The sequence below is a fragment of the Oceanicoccus sagamiensis genome, assembly GCF_002117105.1.
Classification (GTDB): domain Bacteria; phylum Pseudomonadota; class Gammaproteobacteria; order Pseudomonadales; family Dasaniaceae; genus Oceanicoccus; species Oceanicoccus sagamiensis.
In genome coordinates this window covers 1,231,725-1,249,956 of sequence record NZ_CP019343.1, presented here as the reverse complement: position 1 = coordinate 1,249,956, position 18,232 = coordinate 1,231,725, and the positions used below count along the sequence as shown (strand labels likewise).

Sequence of the window (18,232 nt, the reverse complement as noted above, 5' to 3'; positions counted from 1 at the left end):
AATGCTCCGCAAAATTAGCCTCCGGTCATATTCATAAAGCGAACAATATCCGGCTCTTCGTCCAGGTTAAAATGGTGTTTTTCAGGTTTAAGGTCCATGGCTGCGATAATTGCATCTTTGAGAGGTTCTATCGCACCAGGGTTGGCTCTTAATACCGCCCTTAAGTCCGCAGAATGTTCATTGCCAAGGCAGAGTAGCAAGCGGCCTTCCACGGTAACCCGAACCCGGTTACACAGATGGCAGAAGTTATGGCTATGGGGCGAGATAAAACCAATTCTCGAGTCGCTATCGGCCATGGTGTAGTAGTGGGAAGGGCCGCCGGTTGTTTCATCGCTGGAGGTGAGAGGATAATGGGCGGAAACGGTCTCACGAATTTCATCGCTGGAACAAAAACTTAAAGCGCGGTTATGCTCGTCGATTAAGCCCAGAGGCATTTCTTCAATAAAAGAAATATCGACGTTTTTATCCCGGGCAAAATTCACCAGGTCAATAATTTCGTCCTCATTGCGGCCTTTTAAAATAACAGCATTCAGTTTTATCCGTTTAAAACCAGTGGCAATAGCGGCATCGATACCTTGTAACACGGTTTCAAGATCGCCCGTACGGGTGATGGTCTTAAACCGCTCCGGTTTTAAACTATCAATGCTGATATTGATCCGTTTAACGCCACCATTATAGAGTGCCTTAGACTGCTTGCTTAGTTGTGATCCGTTGGTGGTCAGGGTCAACTCATTCAGGTCATCGAGTTGGCCGATATGGTCTACCAGTGACATGACATTCTGCCGGACCAAAGGCTCACCACCCGTTAGGCGAATTTTTTTTACCCCCAGCTCAACAAAGGCCTGGGCAATTAGGCCCAATTCTTCCAGCGTCAGGATTTCGGCTCTGGGCGCAAAGGTCATATCCTCCGCCATGCAGTAAACACAGCGAAAGTCACAGCGGTCAGTCACCGACAGTCGAACATAGTCAACTTGGCGGTTAAACCGGTCAATCAGTGTGGGTTTTACAGCATTATTCATGGGGGAGATATTACACCGGTATGGGGCTAAAAGCTTTATTTTCTATTCGTTTCCCGCCGTGGCAAAATATCGGCTAATAATAATTTTGGAGAAGCCCCTTTGGCAACCTTTAGAAATGGACTGCTTATCGCAGGCCCTTTATTGGCTCTGGTCGTGACGTTTATTCTGCAAGGCCAAGGCCTATCTACAGATGCTTCTATTACCGCGGGTATCACGCTGCTGTGTATTCTCTGGTGGGTCTTTGAGCCTATTCCTATTCCCGTGACATCAATGATTCCCTTTGCCCTGCTGCAACTGACCGGGGTACTGGATAAAAACGAAATTGCTCAAGCCTACGGCAGCCCGTTGATTTTACTATTGCTGGGCGGTTTTATTTTATCCAAAGCCATGGAGCGAAGCGGGGCACACCGCCGTATTGCGCTGGGTATGATTAATATATTTGGTGGCAGCAGTAGCCGACAACTGGTGTTTGGCTTTATGGCCACTGCCGCCGTGCTCAGTATGTGGATCTCCAATGCTGCCACCACCTTGATGCTATTACCGGTAGCCATGGCTGTGCTGGAAAAGGCCGAGGATAAAGCTCTGGCCGCGCCTTTAATGCTGGGGGTTGCTTATGCTGCCAGTATTGGTGGTATGGGTACGCCGATCGGCACGCCCCCTAATCTGGTCTTTATGCAAGTCTATGAGGAGCAGGTGGGTAAAACCGTTGGCTTTACCGAGTGGATGAGCTGGGCGGTACCCGTGGTGGCTATTATGGTGCCGCTAGCCGGCTTATGGCTAACGCGTTCACTCAGTTATCGCGGCGGTTTTCATTTGCCCGTGGTGGGGCAGTGGCGGGTAGAAGAGCGCAGGGTGTTGATTATATTTGGTTTAACCGCATTGGCCTGGATTACTCGCCGTGAACCTTTTGGTGGCTGGTCAGAGTTATTCGGGATCAATGCCAACGATGCATCGGTTGCCCTAACAGCCGTCATTATTATGTTTATGATGCCCAATGGTCGCGGTGGTAAGTTAATGGATTGGGAGGCCGCTGCCACCATCCCCTGGGGCGTCTTGTTGTTATTTAGTGGAGGCATTTGTTTGGCAAAAGGTTTTGTTGTCTCCGGCTTAAGTGATGTTATTGGTCAGGCATTAAGTGTGTTGTCTTATTGGCCAGTGATCACCATGATGTTGGTACTGTGTTTATGCGTGACTTTTCTGACAGAAACCACCAGCAATACTGCAAGCACGGTGTTATTGATGCCGGTGTTGGCGGCCGCGGCCTTGGCGGCGGATATTGATCCGCGCTTATTAATGGTACCGGCTGCGATTAGTGCCAGTTGTGCGTTTATGTTGCCGGTGGCGACGGCGCCTAACAGTATTGTTTATGGTAGTGGTTTTGTAACAACCCAAAGGATGGCGCGGGAGGGTTTTGCGTTGAATCTGATGGGTGCTGGTGTTGTTGCTATGGTATGTTATTTGCTGCTTTGATAGGGGCTGTTTTCGCGATGGCGCATACCGTCCGGGAAAAATGCCTTATATGGGCCCCAGCCTATTATAGCGTCGGTGTTCTAAGCCATTAAGAGTTTTCAAGACTCTACTAACAGCTGGAGTAGGGTGGATTATAATCCACCGGTATAGGCATAGCTTATGGCAGGGCTTGGTGGATTATAATCCACCCTACGGGGTATTCCCGCTTTCGCGGGAATGATGGTGAATGGCTAGCGGCCAAATATTGCGCGGCCGATAATTTCTTTCATAATTTCCGACGTGCCGCCGTAGATGCGTTGAATACGTGCATCAACAAACGCTCGGGCAATCGGGTACTCGGTCATATAGCCATAGCCACCAAATAATTGTAAGCAGCCATCGGCAACACGGCCTTGCAGTTCGGTGGTCGATAATTTCAACATGCTGACCGTTTCTGCATCCAGCTTGCCGTTAACAAATAGTTCAATACATTCATTGGTAAAGGCACGATTGGCACGGGTATCGGTTTTCATTTCCGCGACTTTAAAACGGGTATTTTGGAAGCTGCTAATCGGCTGCTTAAACGCTTTACGGTCCTGCGTATACTCAATCGTCCAGTCCAACATACCTTCACAGGCGGCAATAGCGCCCACCGCAAGAATTAAACGTTCACGGGGCAGTTCAGTCATTAATACTTTAAAGCCGGCATCGAGACCGCCCACAATGGCTGAGGCAGGTACTCTGACATCTTCAAAAAATAATTCCGAGGTATCGGCGGCATGCTGGCCAATTTTTTCAAGATTGCGGCCGCGGCTAAAGCCTTCGCTGCTGGTGTCTACGGCAAACAGTGAGGTCCCTCTGGAGCCGGAAACTTCCATATTGGTTCTGGCGACAGTGATAACCACATCGCAGTGCTGGCCATTGGTAATAAAGGTTTTAGAACCGTTGATAATATAGTCGTCACCATCGGCTTTGGCGCTGGTGCGAATGCCTTGCAGGTCAGAACCGGCACCGGGCTCAGTCATGGCAATAGCGCCAATGCATTCGCCGCTAACCATTTTGGGTAGGTACTTTTCTTTTTGCGCCTCGGTGCCCGCATTGGCAATATAGGGGGCAACAATATCCGAGTGTACGCTGATATTGCTGGCCAGTGCGGCGCAGCCGGCGCGGGAAAATTCTTCGACAATAGTGGCAGAGAAAATAAAGTGGGCGCCAAAACCGCCGTATTCTTCAGGGACATCTACACAGAGAAAACCTGCCTCCCCAATTTTGTTCCACAACTCGCGGGGGATTTTGCTGTCTTGTTCCCAGCCTTCGTAGTGGGGCAGTATTTCTTCATTAATAAAGCGTTGCACGTTTTCACGGAATAATTCAACTTCGCTTTGGTCGTAATCTGTGCTCATGGTGTCATCCTTAGCAGTAGTCATTGCTTGGCAGCCGTTATTTCGGCTAGCCCACTATTATCCTTAGAAATCGGGAAAGTACCAAACTTTGCCGCGATAATAGCTCGCTTTGGGAGGAAAAAGTCCGACTTAGAGGGGGATTGTGGCCTTGTTGGCCTCTGTGGCTGGAGTGGTGGCGGTTTTGCAGTGTAAACTATGGCCTCCCAAGGCTATCAAGCAGCAAAAAGGAACAGCTATGAACGATTCTTATACGGGATTGCCGGATAATATCGCCAAATGCCTCGCCTATGTTTTTGGTTGGATTTCAGGCCTGGCGATCTTCTTTATTGAAAAGCAGGACCCAGCGGTCCGCTTCCATGGCGCACAATCCATTGTGTTATTTGGCTCATTGACCGTATTAAATATCTTTTTACCGATTATCCCCGCTCTGGGCCCACTGATTATGGTAGTGCTGGCGCCGATATCGCTGATTCTGTGGTTGGTTTTAATGGCTATGTCGCTGGCGGGTAATGCGCCAAGGCTGCCTATTATTGCTAATTTTGCTGATCAGCTATTGGACAAAGGCAGTGACGACGATTTTGATCCGTCGGATAAATTGGATAATGAGTAGTATAGAGCGGTGCCCGCAGGGCGCTGGCACCGCCAATAAGGGCTAGCGGGTACCGAAGACCACCATGGTTTTACCCTTGGCTTCCACCAAACCCTGCTCTTCCAGAGTTTTTAGTACTCGACCTACCATCTCCCGGGAACAGCCGACGATGCGACCAATTTCCTGACGAGTGATCTTGATCTGCATACCGTCCGGGTGGGTCATGGCATCCGGCTGCTTACAGAGGTCTAACAGGGTGCGAGCAACACGGCCGGTCACATCCAAAAAGGCCAAATCGCCTACTTTGCGGGTGGTTGCGCGCAGGCTTTTTGCCATCTGGGTGCCGACGGCAAACAGAAATTCTGGGTTGGTTTTGCTCACTTCAAGAAATTTGGCGTAGCTGATCTCGGCCACTTCGCAGGCGGTTTTGGCTTTTACCCAGGCACTGCGTTCCTGTTGGTCGTCAAACAGGCCCATTTCACCGAAGAAATCGCCTTTGTTTAAATAAGCAACAATGATCTCCTTGCCATCATCGTCCTCGATCATAACGGTGACTGAGCCCTCAATAATGTAATACAGGGAATCACTGGTATCACCGGCATAAATAAGGGTACTTTTGGCCGGAAAACGGCGGCGATGACAATGATTTAAAAATTCGTCTACATTCTCGATGTGCGGGCTTAAAGCTAGGCTAACCAACGGTCTTTCCTCATATTCAACAGTTATTGTTTGGCCGATCTATAAAGAGCGGTTTTCTGACTATTCATTATGGCGCAAATGCTCAGTTTCGCTAGGTTCTGGGCGAATTTGTGAGCCTGTTTACATATTTGGCACTAACCGGGGATGTGCTAAGCTTGCTGCCCTTATCGGTACCGCGGTGGTACCTCAGACCTTAAGAAGTGAATCAGTGAATGAAAGCAACAGTTGAATGGGTGGACGGCGTGAGTTTTGCCGCGCAATCAGAGACCGGTCATCGTGTGGTCATGGATGGGCCGCCGGATTTGGGAGGCCGTGATTTGGGGCCTCGCCCAATGGAAATGTTATTAATGGGTATGGGAGGCTGTGCCTCTTTCGATGTGCTGAGCATGTTGAAAAAATCCCGTCAGGATGTTGAAAGCTGTGTGGCCGAGTTGGATGCTGAGCGCGCCGATGCGGTGCCTGCGGTCTTTACCAAAATACACCTGAAGTTTATTGTTAGTGGCCGCAAGCTAAAAGAAGCCCATGTAAAACGTGCAGTTAGTTTATCCGCTGAGAAATACTGTTCGGCTTCTATTATGATGGAAGCTGCGGGTGTGGAAGTCAGCCACAGCTATGAGTTGGTTGAACTGGCCGAGTAACTCTGCTCCCATCGCATTAAATCGTTAGCATAAGGATATTTCTATGACAGTTGATGAAAGTAATCGCCCCCAGCCCACAGCAGGTCTGCGTCATGTGGCGCTATTTGTTGAAAGCTTTGAAGAGACGGTGATTTTTTATACCAAGCTGTTAGGTATGCGTATTGAGTGGGAGCCGGATATTGATAATGTCTACCTCACCTCAGGTAATGATAATTTAGCGCTGCATCGTTTTACCGGTGCCGAGCGACCGCCTGCGGTGCAGCGCCTCGATCATATCGGTTTTATTATTGATGATATGGATCAGGTCGATGTGTGGCATGATTTTCTAAAAGCGCATGGTGTGCGGATTAAAAGTTCGCCCAAGACCCACCGCGATGGTGCCCGCAGTTTTTATTGTCTGGACCCAGATGGCAACGTAGTACAAATGATTTTCCACCCGCCCATCAGTCGTGCCACTGCCCAGCCTGAATGAAGCAGCCCGCCTTACATTTAAACAGCCTGCTTCAGCTCAGTGTGGGGCAGGCAACCAGTGCCGGTATTAAGGCCGTTAACGAAGATTCTATTGGTATTCGTATTCCCGATAGTGAGGTGATGACGACTAAAGGGGCAGTGGCATTAATTGCTGATGGTGTTAGTGCGGCTGAGGCGGGCAGGGAAGCCAGTGAGACCTGTATTCAAAATTTTCTCTCGGATTACTATTCCACACCAGATTCCTGGACGGTAAAAAATTCTTCACAAAAAGTATTAACAGCATTAAATCGTTGGCTATATGGCCAGAGCCAGCGTTTTGCCGATGAGCGCAAAGGCTATTTGACCACCTTAAGTGCAGTCATTTTTAAATCCCATGGCGCACATATTTTTCATGTGGGCGATAGTCGTGTTTATCGTTTGCGTGCTGATGACTTAGAACAATTAAGCCGCGATCATGCCGTCGCTATTTCAGAGCATCAATCTTATCTGACTCGCGCCATGGGGCTGGATATTAATCTGGATGTTGATTATCAGCAGGCGGAGTTGGAAGTGGGTGATATCTTTATTTTGACCACGGATGGTGTGCATGATTTTATTGGCAAAAAAACCATTATCCAACTTATTATAGATTGTGCGGGTGACTATGAGCAGGCCAGCCAGAAAATTATTGATAGCGCTTTGGCCAATGGCAGTGACGATAACTTAAGCTGCCAGATTCTTCGTATTGATAAATTACCCGACCAGCAGGTTGATGATGTCGTATCAAAATTAACCGCATTGCCTTTTCCGCCTTTTTTAAGCTCAGCCATGGTGATTGACGGCTACGAAGTTGTGCGGGAAATTTATGCCAGCACCCGTAGCCAGTTATATTTAGTCAAGGACCAGCAAAGCGGCCAGCAGTATTGCATGAAAACTCCCTCGGTTAATTTTTCCGATGACCCCGCCTATATTGAGCGCTTTGTGATGGAAAGCTGGATCGGTAGCCGGGTTAATAATAGTCATGTGGTTAAGGTGGTAGAGCATCAGCGCACAAAAAGCTGCTTGTATTATCTAACCGAATATATTGATGGCTTAACCCTAAGCCAATGGATTAAAGAAAACCCCAAACCCGCAGTACAGGAAGTGGTTTATCTGGTGGATCAAATTGGCAAAGGTTTGCGAGCCTTTCATCGGCGTGAAACTTTGCACCAGGATATTAAGCCCGACAATATTATTATCGACCGGGATGGGGTGGTAAAAATTATAGATTTTGGTTCTTGTTGGGTGGCGGGCATTGCTGAAATTAATAGCCCGATAGAAAAAGATATTGCTCTGGGTACGGCCAGCTATTCTGCACCAGAGCATACTTTGCATAAGCCTTTAAGCTATCAGTCAGATATTTTTTCCTTGGCGGTGATTAGCTATGAGATGTTAACGGGTAAATTACCCTTTGGTGAAAAGTTTGAGCAATGCCGTAGCCAGCAGGATTTTCTGAATACCCGTTATACCCCAGCTACCAATTAAATCCCTTGGTGCCGGTGTGGATTGATGGCGCACTGAAAAAATCATTGCGCTATAGTCCGGAGCGTCGCCATCAGGATATCTCTGAATTGGTCTATGAGTTACAACATCCGAACGAGAAATATCTGGAAGTGGGTTTTCGGCCCTTGGCTGACAGGGATCCGTTATTATTTTGGAAGGTGGTGGCGGGTACTTTATTGCTGACTCAATTGCTGAGTTTATACTTTTTGCTGTAAGGCGGTGGGTAGAACAGCAGGGAAGTAAAGACCTCCCCGCTGATCATTGTTTAAAGAGCCGCTAAAACAGCATCCGCTGCACTGGCTTCGATCGCCTTGGCATCAACCCCTAAATAGGTGATTTCACCATTATCAACAATCATGGCATAACGCTGGCTGCGCTGGCCCATACCAAAAGCGCTGGCATCTAATTCCAGGCCTAATGCCTTGGTATAGTCGCCACTGCCGTCGGCAGCCATAATTAATTCTTCAGCATTCTGGGCTTTGCCCCAGGCGCCCATAACAAAGGCATCGTTAACTGACAGGCAAATAATGCTATCAACACCATTGGCTTTGATTTTGTCGGCGTTAACCACAAAGCCTGGCAGGTGAGTCATTGAGCAGCCTGGGGTGAAAGCACCTGGCACCGCAAACATAACGACTTTTTTGCCATCGAATAATTCGCTGGTAGTTACTTCTTGAGGGCCTTCTGCGCCCATTACTTTTAAGCTGCCTGCTGGAAGCTTGTCGCCTACTTGTACAGTCATTGTTATTCTCCTAAAGAGTGAGGATGGAGTGGTAAAATTCAGACGGCAGATCTTAGCAGAATCGATAGCAAAGACACAGAGATAAGCTTTTATTATTGTCTCCCTAGTCTTTGCAAGGGTATTATTTATGGCTAGCTGATAACAAGAGAGAAGACGTGAACTTACTATGTCCATTATGTTCTGGTGATAGCACAGAGCTGTATTACCAACAGCGGTCAAAAAAGCTAAGCCGGGATTTTTATCAATGTGGACACTGCCACCTGGTATTTGTTGATCCCGCTCAGCGCCTGAATGCTCAGGATGAGAAGGCCGAGTATGACCTGCATAACAATGATGTGGATGATGCTGGCTATAGGCAGTTTTTATCCCGCGTACAACTGCCAGTGCAAGCGCGTATTAAACCGGCTGCCCATGGTCTGGATTTTGGTTGTGGTCCGGGTCCGGCCTTATCCGTCATGATGGCTGAACAGGGGTATAGTGTGTCGGTCTATGATATTTTTTATTACCAGGATAAAACAGTGCTTGATCGCCGCTATGATTTTATTACGGCCACCGAGGTGGTCGAGCATTTGTTTGCGCCCGGTGAGGTCTTGTCGCAGTTATGGTCGCTGTTGGAGCATGGTGGTATTTTAGCGTTGATGACAAAAATGGTGATTGATCAGCAGGCCTTTGCTCAATGGCATTATAAAAATGACCCTACCCATATTGGTTTTTTCTCCCAGCCAACCTTTGAGTGGTTGGCCGGGCAGTGGGGGCTCAATTAGAATATATTGGGCAGGATGTGATTATTTTTACCAAGGCTTAGCTTTTGGTTTTTATTTTACCCGCATCGGCAAACAGTTGGGCAAAGGTACCTTGTTGCTTGCCGCTGCCACTTTTATCTTTGCGCTGGGTGTTGTGCTGATTATTGTGCTGCGCTTTATTGGCTTTGCCGCGGGAGCGATTATCCCTGTCGGCTTTTTGCTGGGGTTCGGCTTTATCGGTCAGGCGTCGGGTTAGGGCGATACGCTTGCGGGGAATATCGACTTCCAGCACTTTAACTTTGACGATATCGCCGGCCTTAACCACGGTTCTCGGGTCTTTTACAAAGGTGTCGGATAAGGCTGAGATATGCACCAGCCCATCTTGATGTACACCAATATCCACAAAGGCTCCGAAGTTAGTCACATTGGTCACTGTGCCTTCCAGAATCATATCAGGGATCAGGTCAGAGAGTTTTTCCACACCGTCTTTAAATTCTGCGGTTTTAAATTCCGGGCGCGGGTCGCGGCCCGGTTTATCCAGTTCGCCTAAAATATCGGTAACGGTGGGGAGGCCAAATTGTTCGTCCGTAAAGTCGGCGGGGTTTAAGGCTTTTAAAAAACGGCTGTCGCCAATGGTGCTGGCAATACTGCGGTCATTAAGGCTGACAACTTTTTCCACTACGGAGTAACTTTCCGGGTGCACAGCCGAGGCATCCAGCGGATTGTCGCCGTCCATAACGCGTAAAAAACCAGCCGCCTGTTCAAAGGTTTTATCGCCAAACCGTTTAACAGATTTTAGGGCTTCGCGGTTTTTAAAGGAGCCTTGCTGGTCCCTTAGCTCAACAATATTGTGGGCAATGGTTTGATTCAAACCGGAGACTCGGCTTAACAGGGCACTGGATGCGGTATTCACATCAACCCCCACACTATTAACACAGTCTTCGACCACGGCATCCAGTGAGCGTGCCAATTGTGTTTGGCTAACATCGTGTTGATACTGACCAACTCCGATAGATTTGGGTTCTATTTTGACTAACTCGGCTAAGGGGTCCTGTAAGCGGTGGGCAATAGAAATAGCACCGCGGATAGTAACGTCTAAATCCGGATATTCTTTTGAGGCATATTCCGACGCTGAATAAATCGAGGCGCCCGCTTCATTAACCATCACTTTTTTAAGTTTTAATTCCGGGTGCGCCGAAATAATATCGCCGACAAAACGGTCTGTCTCGCGGCTGGCGGTACCGTTGCCAATAGCAATCAGTTCTACCTGATGTTCTTTGGCTAATCGGATCAGGGTGGCTGCTGCTTCGGCAATTTTATTTTGTGGCGGAGTTGGGTAAATAGCACAGTGGTCCAGTACTTTGCCGTTGCCGTCAACCACGGCCACTTTACAGCCCGTGCGCAAACCCGGGTCAAGGCCTATAGTGGCTTTGGGGCCAGCGGGGGCTGCCAATAATAAGTCTTTTAGGTTGCCAGCAAAAACACTGATGGCTTCCTGTTCCGCCGCTTCTCGCAGCTGCCCCATCAAGTCAGTTTCCAGATGGGTATACAATTTGATCCGCCAGGTCCAGCGCACCACTTCTTTTAACCAGCGATCGGCGGCGCGTTGTTGGTCTTTTATATCCCAGTGTTCGGCAATCATTATCTCACCGGGGTGAGTGGCTGTTTTGTCGTCGGGGTCTCCAACCACGATTGATAGATTTAAAATACTTTCATTGCGGCCGCGGAACATGGCCAGAGCGCGGTGAGAAGGGGTTTTATTAATGGCTTCGTCGTGCTCAAAGTAGTCGCTAAATTTAGCCCCTTCCTGCTCTTTGCCCTCGACCATCCGTGAGGAGAGTTGCCCCTCTTGCCACAGGAAGTTACGTAATTTGGCTAACAGGTCCGCATTTTCGCTAAAGCGCTCCATCAAAATATATTTGGCACCATCAAGGGCCGCTTTGTTATCGGCAATGCCCTTGTCAGCATCGATATAATGGGCGGCCTGTTGTTCTGGCTCTAAATTAGGGTCCTGGTAGAGCGCGTCAGCCAGTGGCTCCAAGCCAGCTTCAATGGCAATCTGGCCTTTGGTTCTGCGTTTTTGCTTATAGGGCAGGTATAAATCTTCCAGTCGGTTTTTAGTATCGGCTGCCAGAATATCCTGTTCAAGTTCCGGGGTCAGTTTGTCCTGCTCAGTAATACTTTTTAAAATCGCTACGCGCCGGTCTTCCAGTTCCCGTAGATAGTGCAGGCGGTTTTCCAGCTGCCTCATTTCGGCATCATCCAGGCCGCCAGTCACTTCTTTACGGTAACGGGAGATAAACGGAACCGTTGCCCCTTCATCTAATAAGGCGACGGCGGCATCCACCTGTTTGGGTTGTACCTTAAGTTCATCGGCGATTAAACGGGTAATTTTGACTAAAGTGCTGGGGGAGGTTTGCTGTGTTGTACTGCTCATAAGGAAGATACGTCTACCGCTTTTTTTCAGGATCGCTATTATGCAAAAAGCTTTCGCAAGTTGGCAGCTTGTGGAGGTATTTTTTTTTTGCTAGGGCGTCAGGTTTTAGGGTGGGATCGTGCAATGATTAACCAGCCAGTGTGGCGCCTTGCTCGTGATACTTGGCAAGGTCAATACCAAAGGCGTCATCAGAAATCAGGTGTTTGATTTTTATACGCTGGCCGTTGCTATCTTGAATATCTTCATCAAGATTGATGGTGCGCTCCGGACAGGGTTGCTTGTCTTTATCTCTGACGATTAAGACGTTGGGAGTGTTGCGCTGTTCAAGGGGGGAGGGTAAAACCAGTGCAATTTCTCCGGTGCTGAGTTCTGCCACACTGCCCGCAGGGTAAATACCAATACACTCGACAAAGCGGTCTACCAGCTCGGGATCAAAATGGCTGCCCTTGGCGCCGATTAAAATACGCAAACCTTCCAGAGAAGTTTTGGCGGGGCTATAGACGCGCTGGCTGGTAATCGCATCATAGGCATCGGCGATAGCAACTATACGGCTGAAGTAGCTGATTTTTTCTGCCGGTAGCGCTCTGGGATAGCCTCTGCCATTGAGGCGCTCATGATGGCTGTGGGCGACATTGGCCACTTCGTCCACGATATCGGATTTCTCACTGAGAATCTCATAACCCAGAGTGGTATGGGTTTTCATAATATCGAATTCTTCGTCAGAAAAAGCCCCTTCTTTATTAAGGATCTCTAAAGGAATTTTCGACTTGCCCATATCGTGCATCATGCCACACAGGCCAACGGTTTCCAGTTCGGCGGGTGACAGCCCCTCGGCGCGGCCGAGAATAATAGAGAGCAGGCCAACATTTAAACTGTGACGGGCGGTATATTCATCCACATCTTTTAGCAGGCCCAGCCAGAGCATGGCTTCCTGATTGGCAATCACGCTATCTACACACTGCTTGACGGCTTTTTTGGCGACGGATGTTTCAAAGCCCTGACCCAGGCTCAGGTTTTTAAAAAAGCCTTTGACGACACTTTTTGCCTGACGATGGGCGCTCTTGGCTTGTGGTAGTGCCTGTTGGAAGGATTGGGTATTGGTATAGTCCTTGCGCTTGGCCGGCCTGCCGGTATTCTCGTCGGCACGTTTAACCTTGGCTGCCACATAAACATAGTCACAGCTTGCCTGCAGTTTCTGGATTTCATGGTCGGTAGTAATACGAAAGCCGTGAACGGTAAACGGTGAGTCAACCCATGGGCGATCAAGTTCCACGACTTTCATGCCTATGGTAAGTCGTTCACAGTTGATACGTATTGCTGTGCTATCACTTGCCAAAGAAAAATGCTCTTAATTAATAACAGGGAAGTTTCTAACGAGTTGGCTCAGTCCTTTGTTCTAGCTTTTTGCTGTGTCATAGAGATTATAGACTTTAATCACGTTTTTTAAATATGGTTTTACATGTTTTTACATTATCGGCTGAATACGATTAACCATGGTCGACCAGCTATTTAACATTTTTGACAACAAAAAGTAGGCAATAAAAAAGGGACGACCTTTAAAGTCGTCCCTTTGTTTGTTAACAGGCTTTGCTTATGAGGCCTTAGGGCCAGCCTTAACAATATCTTCAGACACATCAAATTTCTTGATATTGTCCTGAAACAAGTTAGCCAGTTTAGTGGCTTGCTCATCATAGCCAGCTTCATTGCCCCAGGCTTTACGTGGGTTGATATATTTTTCGTCAACACCGGGGATTGAAACAGGAATATTCAGATTCAGTGCATCCAGGTGCTCAGTTTCAACATTTAATAGAGAGCCGTTCTGGGCTGCAGTCACTACCGCGCGAGTGACAGGGATAGGGAAGCGTGAACCGCTGCCGCCTTCACCACCTGAACCGCCGGTCCAGCCGGTGTTGATCAGGTAAACCTGTGAATCAAAATCTTCAATACGCTTCATTAACAACTCAGCGTAGTCACCGGCAGGGCGAGGCATAAAGGGCGCGCCAAAACAGGTTGAGAAGGTTGGGTGGATACCGGCTTCAGCGCCAATCTCTGTTGAGCCAACTCGTGCGGTATAGCCAGACAGGAAGTGGAACGCAGCGGCTTCTTTTGACAGGATAGAGACGGGTGGTAAAACACCAGAAACATCACAGGTTAAGAATATAACGGTTTTAGGTTCGCCAGCGGCATTTTCGATAACGCGTTTTTCAACATGCTCTAAAGGATAAGAGCAGCGACCGTTTTCACTCAGGCTAACGTCGTCGTAATCTGCGGTGCGGTTTTCATCCAGTACAACATTTTCAACAATGGCGCCAAAGCGAATTGCATCCCAAATAATGGGTTCGTTTTTCTGGCTAAGGTTGATGGTTTTTGCGTAGCAACCGCCTTCAATATTAAATACGGCGCCTTTGGACCAGCCGTGCTCATCATCACCAATCAGGTAGCAGGCCGGGTCGGCCGATAGTGTGGTTTTACCGGTGCCAGACAAACCGAAGAACAAGGTGGTGTTACCTTCTTCATCAACGTTGGCTGAACAGTGCATCGGCATAACGTCTTTTTCGGGTAACAGGAAGTTCTGTACCGAGAACATCGCCTTTTTCATTTCACCGGCGTAGCGCATGCCAGCCAGTAGTACTTTGCGCTGGGCAAAGTTAACTAATACAACACCGTCAGAGTTGGTGCCGTCGCGCTCTGGATCACACTCAAAGCTGGCAACGTTAAGAATGGTCCATTCTTCTTTTGACTTGGCGTTGTACTTTTCAGGGCGAACAAACATGTTGTAGCCAAACAGGCCTTGCCATGCCGTTTCGGTGTTAACCACAACAGGGATATAGTGCTCATCATGAGCGCCTACATGCAGGGTAGAAACAAAGCGGTCTTTCTGTGACAGGTAGTCTTCAACCCGATTCCACAGTGCATCAAATTTGTCGGCATCGAAAGGACGGTTTACTGAACCCCAATCGATAGCATCGGCTGTGGATGGCTCTTGCACAACAAAGCGGTCTGCTGGAGAGCGGCCGGTACGTTTGCCAGTGGTGATATAAAGTGCGCCGGTATCAGTCAATTGACCTTCGCCGCGGATCAGCGCCTGCTCGATTAATTCGGAGGCGGATAAATTTGTGTGTGTGGTCATGCTAGTTCTCTTTTCCTGTCTAGTGGCCTGGTGCCCGAGCTGGATTATTCTCAGTCTGTTTTTATACGGTAAATGGTCTGCCCTTTAACGCTGAAAGCAGCGTAAGACAGTTGTCTACCGGTACCCGCTCTTTTGGGGGGCGCCATTATGGCAAAAAATACAGGGGGACGCTAACCCTGAGGGTGGGTTTTTATGGGTCTTTTTGCGTAATAAAACTACAGATGAGGGCTGGATAGAAGCCTGCTAAATCAGGGGCGGGAGTGGGCTTGCGGGTGTGGGCGTCACTTTGGCTAAAAAACCCGATAATTCCAGCCGCTGTTTCGGGTAGTAAAACTACAAGAAAGCCCTGCGCCGAATTAGTGAATAATACCGCGCCGGGGCTGTGGCTAGGCTTTAGTGCAGGGTAGGTTCGAATAACTGTGCAATGGCAGTGCCATCAAAGCTGTAGTGCTGGTGGCAGAACTCGCAGTTGACCTCAATGGCGCCGGCTTCCTCAATAATGCTGTCCAGCTCCTCCCGTCCCAGCGTGCGCAGGGCATTGAGGGTGCGGGTCTCTGAGCAGCTGCACTGAAAAGCCAGTGCATCGGGTTCAAACATCCGCACCTGCTCCTGATGGTAGAGCCGGTAAAGTAGCTCATCAAAGGGCAGGGATAATAGCTCAGGGGCGGTCAGGGTTTCTGCCAGTTTGCTGATATGTTGCCAGTCTTGCTGCCGTTGCTCGGCGCTGACCTGCTCGCTGGGCGGCAACTCCTGCAACATCATCCCTACGGCCTGTTGTTGGTCGCTGGCCAGCCAAACACGGGTGGAGAGTTGCTCGCTTTGCAGAAAATAGGCTTCCAGGCATTCGGATAAGTTGTTGCCTTCGAGGGCGACAATGCCTTGATAGCGCTGCCCCTGTTTGGGGTCAACGGTGATAATCAGTTGGCCATTGGTCAGCAGTTTGGTGAAATCTTCACTGACGGCATTATCCGCCTCGCGGGCAATGCCCCGTAGTTTATGGTCGGAGCTGGCCTCCGCCATAATCAGTGGGATTTCTCCTTCGCTGCGGGCCTGCAGGGTAATGGTGCCTTCGAATTTGAGCGTGGCACTTAGTAAGGTAGCTGCCGCCAGGAACTCTCCAAGTAAGTGAGCAACCACTTCTGGATAGTGGTGGTTGCTAATAGTCTCTTGGTAGCTTGTATCCAGGCGGGTAATTTCGCCGCGGATATCGGTCTGGTCGAAGATAAAGCGTTGCAGTTGATCAGTCATGGGCGGGGATTATAGAGGGTGCTGGGGGGATACACGAGCGGCTTTTGATAAAACCGCTTATTGCTTGGTTAATAAAACGCTTAAGGCTCTTCTTTCTGAATTTGCTTAAAGCGGTGGATTTGGCGGCGCTGTTTCTTATTGGGGCGCTCGTGGCTGGTCAGGCCAAGGCCTTTAAAGGCTTTGCGTTGGTCGGCCTCGGCTGCCCGGCGTGTCGCGCTGGCCTGCGTTTCCTGATACAGCGTTTGCGCTTCGGGGGCTCCCCGGCGCTGCTCAGACAGGGCGATCACTTCCACTTCTTTTTCATCCCAGCCAGTGCGGATGGTGAGTTTGGCTCCCACTTCAACGTCTTTGCTGACCTTGCTGCGGGCTCCGTTATAGTGCACTTTGCCGCCTTCAATTGCCTGCTTGGCCAGGCTGCGGGTTTTAAAGAAGCGGGCCGCCCAGAGCCATTTGTCCAGTCGGACTTTGCTGGCGGGGAAGGGGTGTCCGGTGTTGATATCAGTCATAGGCTGCCATCACGGATAGGCATGATTTCGTCAAAATGCAGTATGCCTGGAAATTCGGTATGTTCCCGCTGGCTAAGTTTGCTGTCTGGTTGCAGCAGGGTGAGCAAATGCTTAATGCCATATTGCTGGGCTGAGTGCAGCACGGCAAAGGTGTCATCTATCAGCAGGGTCGTCTCCGGGTTATAGGGGTGATTGATATGTAGCTGCTGCCAAAATTCCTTTTGTTCCTTCGGGTAGTTGAAGTCATGGGAAACCACCAATTCATCAAATAGCGGCATAATCCCGGTTTTCTCCATTTTGATATCCAGGCTATTGCGGTGTGCATTGGTGACCAGCATGACGTGTTTAGAGCTATTTTGGAGTTGCTCCAGAAAGGCCATAACATGGGGGCGGATGGCGATCATATGGTCGATTTCCCGTTTCAGTGCGGGGATATCAACTTGTAATTGCTCGGACCAGTAGTCCAGACAGTACCAATTTAAGGTGCCTTTCTGGCTTTCAAAGCGCGCTGCCAGTTGCTGCCGTGCCTGTTCCTCATCGTGCTGGTGAATATCGGCATAGCGTTGGGGCAGGTGATGTAGCCAGAAGTAGTTGTCGAAATGCAGGTCCAGTAAGGTCCCGTCCATATCGAGCATAACCGTCTCTATGTGTTGCCAGTTGATCATGGTGCTTCCTTCAATAGCGGCCGCAGATTATGAAGGTCGTGGCGGGTTTTGTTAAGTGTAAAATCTTGGTGTGTTTAGCTTGTTTATGGTTATAGTGGGTGAAGAGTGAATTATCGGGATATTGAGGTTAATGCCAAGTAGTCGTGAATTAGAGGGGATAGCAGAGCAGCTGCTGTTGTTGTGCCAGCAGGCAGGTGAGGCGGTTTTAGAGATATACCATGGAGCTGATCCGGTTGCTGTCGAGCAGAAGCAAGACAACTCGCCGTTGACGCTAGCCGATAAGTTATCCCAGCAGATTCTGGCCGATGGGCTGGCCCGCCTTGCGCCACAATGGCCGGTAGTGTCTGAGGAGCAGGCGCTGCCGGATTTTTCCCAGCGCAGTCGGTGGCCAAGCTATTGGCTATTGGACCCTTTGGATGGCACCCGTGAATTTATTGAACGCACCGGTGAGTTCACGATTAATATTGCCCTGATTGAAAACCACCGGCCGATATTGGGCATGGTGTATATCCCTCTGGAGCAGGCCGCTTATCTTGGATTGGTTGATGAAGGCAGGGCCTTGCGAATCGACCACGAGGGGCGCAAAGATATTGCCGTGAGCCAGGGGGGCACATCCATTAGGGTGCTAAGTTCCCGTCGCTATGGCGGTGCAGAGTTAGAGGCTTGCATGGAGAAACTCTCCCGGCATTTTCCTGCGCTTGAAAGAGTCACCGCGGGCAGCGCGCTGAAGTTTTGCCGGTTGGCTGAGGGGCGGGCTGATATTTATCCTCGCTTTGCCCCTTGTTGTGAGTGGGATACTGCCGCGGGGCAAGCGGTACTGGAAGCCGCGGGGGGGTGTCTGCTGGGTCTTGATTTTAAGCCGCTGCAATACAACCAAAAGCCTTCGATAATAAATCCGAACTTTTATGCACTGGGTGGAAAAGGGCTGCGCTGGGTTGATATCCTTAAGGGTTAAGTCGGTTTCCCTAACTT

18 protein-coding genes are annotated in these 18,232 nt (G+C 49.3%); 8 read left to right on the top strand and 10 right to left on the bottom strand.

All coding sequences use genetic code 11. The features are described from left to right. Positions 1–14 precede the first annotated feature (14 nt). The gene (gene moaA / locus BST96_RS05580) at positions 15–1,019 is read right to left on the bottom strand and encodes a GTP 3',8-cyclase MoaA (protein ID WP_085757750.1); all 1,005 of its coding nucleotides are present in this window, start codon (positions 1,017–1,019) and stop codon (positions 15–17) included. A gap of 99 nt (positions 1,020–1,118) precedes the next feature. Between moaA and BST96_RS05575 the strand changes: the two genes are divergently transcribed. Next, positions 1,119–2,489, top strand: coding sequence for an SLC13 family permease (locus tag BST96_RS05575; protein ID WP_157117867.1), 1,371 nt, complete (start codon positions 1,119–1,121; stop codon positions 2,487–2,489). A gap of 230 nt (positions 2,490–2,719) precedes the next feature. Here BST96_RS05575 and BST96_RS05570 read toward each other — a convergent pair whose 3' ends face one another. Then, complete coding sequence (locus BST96_RS05570; protein WP_085757748.1) at positions 2,720–3,871, bottom strand: acyl-CoA dehydrogenase family protein; 1,152 nt, start codon at positions 3,869–3,871, stop codon at positions 2,720–2,722. Positions 3,872–4,106: 235 nt separating this feature from the next. Here BST96_RS05570 and BST96_RS05565 point away from each other — a divergent pair, with 235 nt between their 5' ends. Then, entirely contained in the window at positions 4,107–4,481 is a 375-nt protein-coding gene (locus BST96_RS05565; RefSeq protein ID WP_085760481.1) for a DUF4870 domain-containing protein, read from the top strand. 42 nt (positions 4,482–4,523) lie between these two features. Here BST96_RS05565 and crp read toward each other — a convergent pair whose 3' ends face one another. Continuing rightward, positions 4,524–5,159 (bottom strand): cAMP-activated global transcriptional regulator CRP, encoded by a 636-nt coding sequence (gene crp, locus BST96_RS05560; protein ID WP_085757747.1) that lies wholly within the window; start codon positions 5,157–5,159, stop codon positions 4,524–4,526. Positions 5,160–5,371: 212 nt separating this feature from the next. Here crp and BST96_RS05555 point away from each other — a divergent pair, with 212 nt between their 5' ends. From BST96_RS05555 to BST96_RS20920, 4 genes are read left to right on the top strand one after another with little or no spacing between them, the layout of a single operon-like run. Next, entirely contained in the window at positions 5,372–5,797 is a 426-nt protein-coding gene (locus BST96_RS05555; RefSeq protein WP_085757746.1) for an OsmC family protein, read from the top strand. Positions 5,798–5,840: 43 nt separating this feature from the next. Further along, a complete protein-coding gene (locus BST96_RS05550) occupies positions 5,841–6,269 on the top strand; it encodes a VOC family protein (protein WP_085757745.1) in 429 nt (142 codons plus the stop codon). Beyond that, positions 6,266–7,771 carry a bifunctional protein-serine/threonine kinase/phosphatase gene (locus BST96_RS05545; RefSeq protein ID WP_240554899.1) on the top strand — a complete coding sequence of 502 codons (1,506 nt, stop codon included), beginning with the start codon at positions 6,266–6,268 and terminating at the stop codon, positions 7,769–7,771. The genes BST96_RS05550 and BST96_RS05545 overlap by 4 nt, the downstream gene beginning before the upstream one ends. Positions 7,772–7,776: 5 nt before the next feature. Then, positions 7,777–8,004 carry a hypothetical protein gene (locus tag BST96_RS20920; RefSeq protein ID WP_240554898.1) on the top strand — a complete coding sequence of 76 codons (228 nt, stop codon included), beginning with the start codon at positions 7,777–7,779 and terminating at the stop codon, positions 8,002–8,004. Positions 8,005–8,054: 50 nt separating this feature from the next. Here BST96_RS20920 and BST96_RS05540 read toward each other — a convergent pair whose 3' ends face one another. Next, positions 8,055–8,531, bottom strand: a complete 477-nt coding sequence (locus BST96_RS05540) for a peroxiredoxin (RefSeq protein WP_085757744.1) — start codon at positions 8,529–8,531, stop codon at positions 8,055–8,057. 155 nt (positions 8,532–8,686) lie between these two features. On the opposite strand from BST96_RS05540, the gene BST96_RS05535 reads away from it, so the two are divergent. Beyond that, entirely contained in the window at positions 8,687–9,295 is a 609-nt protein-coding gene (locus tag BST96_RS05535) for a class I SAM-dependent methyltransferase (protein WP_206045406.1), read from the top strand. 37 nt (positions 9,296–9,332) lie between these two features. On the opposite strand, the gene BST96_RS05530 is transcribed toward BST96_RS05535, so the two are convergent. The 6 genes from BST96_RS05530 to yrfG form a co-directional block, all read right to left on the bottom strand. After that, positions 9,333–11,711, bottom strand: coding sequence for a Tex family protein (locus BST96_RS05530; RefSeq protein WP_085757743.1), 2,379 nt, complete (start codon positions 11,709–11,711; stop codon positions 9,333–9,335). A 127-nt stretch (positions 11,712–11,838) separates the two neighbouring features. Next, entirely contained in the window at positions 11,839–13,047 is a 1,209-nt protein-coding gene (locus tag BST96_RS05525; RefSeq protein WP_276206927.1) for a cyclic di-GMP phosphodiesterase, read from the bottom strand. A 255-nt stretch (positions 13,048–13,302) separates the two neighbouring features. Continuing rightward, positions 13,303–14,886, bottom strand: a complete 1,584-nt coding sequence (locus BST96_RS05520; protein ID WP_276206936.1) for a phosphoenolpyruvate carboxykinase — start codon at positions 14,884–14,886, stop codon at positions 13,303–13,305. Between the two features lie 348 nt (positions 14,887–15,234). Next, positions 15,235–16,089 carry an Hsp33 family molecular chaperone HslO gene (gene hslO, locus BST96_RS05515; protein WP_085757741.1) on the bottom strand — a complete coding sequence of 285 codons (855 nt, stop codon included), beginning with the start codon at positions 16,087–16,089 and terminating at the stop codon, positions 15,235–15,237. A gap of 80 nt (positions 16,090–16,169) precedes the next feature. Continuing rightward, the gene (locus BST96_RS05510; RefSeq protein ID WP_085757740.1) at positions 16,170–16,595 is read right to left on the bottom strand and encodes an RNA-binding S4 domain-containing protein; all 426 of its coding nucleotides are present in this window, start codon (positions 16,593–16,595) and stop codon (positions 16,170–16,172) included. Further along, positions 16,592–17,260, bottom strand: a complete 669-nt coding sequence (yrfG, locus tag BST96_RS05505; protein ID WP_085757739.1) for a GMP/IMP nucleotidase — start codon at positions 17,258–17,260, stop codon at positions 16,592–16,594. Before yrfG ends, BST96_RS05510 begins: the two co-directional genes overlap by 4 nt. A gap of 130 nt (positions 17,261–17,390) precedes the next feature. Between yrfG and cysQ the strand changes: the two genes are divergently transcribed. Continuing rightward, positions 17,391–18,215, top strand: coding sequence for a 3'(2'),5'-bisphosphate nucleotidase CysQ (cysQ, locus tag BST96_RS05500; protein ID WP_085757738.1), 825 nt, complete (start codon positions 17,391–17,393; stop codon positions 18,213–18,215). The last annotated feature ends 17 nt before the right edge of the window (positions 18,216–18,232 follow it).

What these genes read in the sequence shown, in the direction of transcription:
- yrfG (WP_085757739.1), bottom strand. Translation starts at nt 17,260, where the DNA reads ATGATCAACTGGCAACACATAGAGACGGTTATGCTCGATATGGACGGG.
- BST96_RS05555 (WP_085757746.1), top strand. Translation starts at nt 5,372, where the DNA reads ATGAAAGCAACAGTTGAATGGGTGGACGGCGTGAGTTTTGCCGCGCAA.
- hslO (WP_085757741.1), bottom strand. Translation starts at nt 16,089, where the DNA reads ATGACTGATCAACTGCAACGCTTTATCTTCGACCAGACCGATATCCGC.
- moaA (WP_085757750.1), bottom strand. Translation starts at nt 1,019, where the DNA reads ATGAATAATGCTGTAAAACCCACACTGATTGACCGGTTTAACCGCCAA.
- BST96_RS05540 (WP_085757744.1), bottom strand. Translation starts at nt 8,531, where the DNA reads ATGACTGTACAAGTAGGCGACAAGCTTCCAGCAGGCAGCTTAAAAGTA.
- BST96_RS05570 (WP_085757748.1), bottom strand. Translation starts at nt 3,871, where the DNA reads ATGAGCACAGATTACGACCAAAGCGAAGTTGAATTATTCCGTGAAAAC.
- cysQ (WP_085757738.1), top strand. Translation starts at nt 17,391, where the DNA reads ATGCCAAGTAGTCGTGAATTAGAGGGGATAGCAGAGCAGCTGCTGTTG.
- BST96_RS05565 (WP_085760481.1), top strand. Translation starts at nt 4,107, where the DNA reads ATGAACGATTCTTATACGGGATTGCCGGATAATATCGCCAAATGCCTC.
- BST96_RS05550 (WP_085757745.1), top strand. Translation starts at nt 5,841, where the DNA reads ATGACAGTTGATGAAAGTAATCGCCCCCAGCCCACAGCAGGTCTGCGT.
- BST96_RS05545 (WP_240554899.1), top strand. Translation starts at nt 6,266, where the DNA reads ATGAAGCAGCCCGCCTTACATTTAAACAGCCTGCTTCAGCTCAGTGTG.
- BST96_RS05530 (WP_085757743.1), bottom strand. Translation starts at nt 11,711, where the DNA reads ATGAGCAGTACAACACAGCAAACCTCCCCCAGCACTTTAGTCAAAATT.
- BST96_RS05510 (WP_085757740.1), bottom strand. Translation starts at nt 16,595, where the DNA reads ATGACTGATATCAACACCGGACACCCCTTCCCCGCCAGCAAAGTCCGA.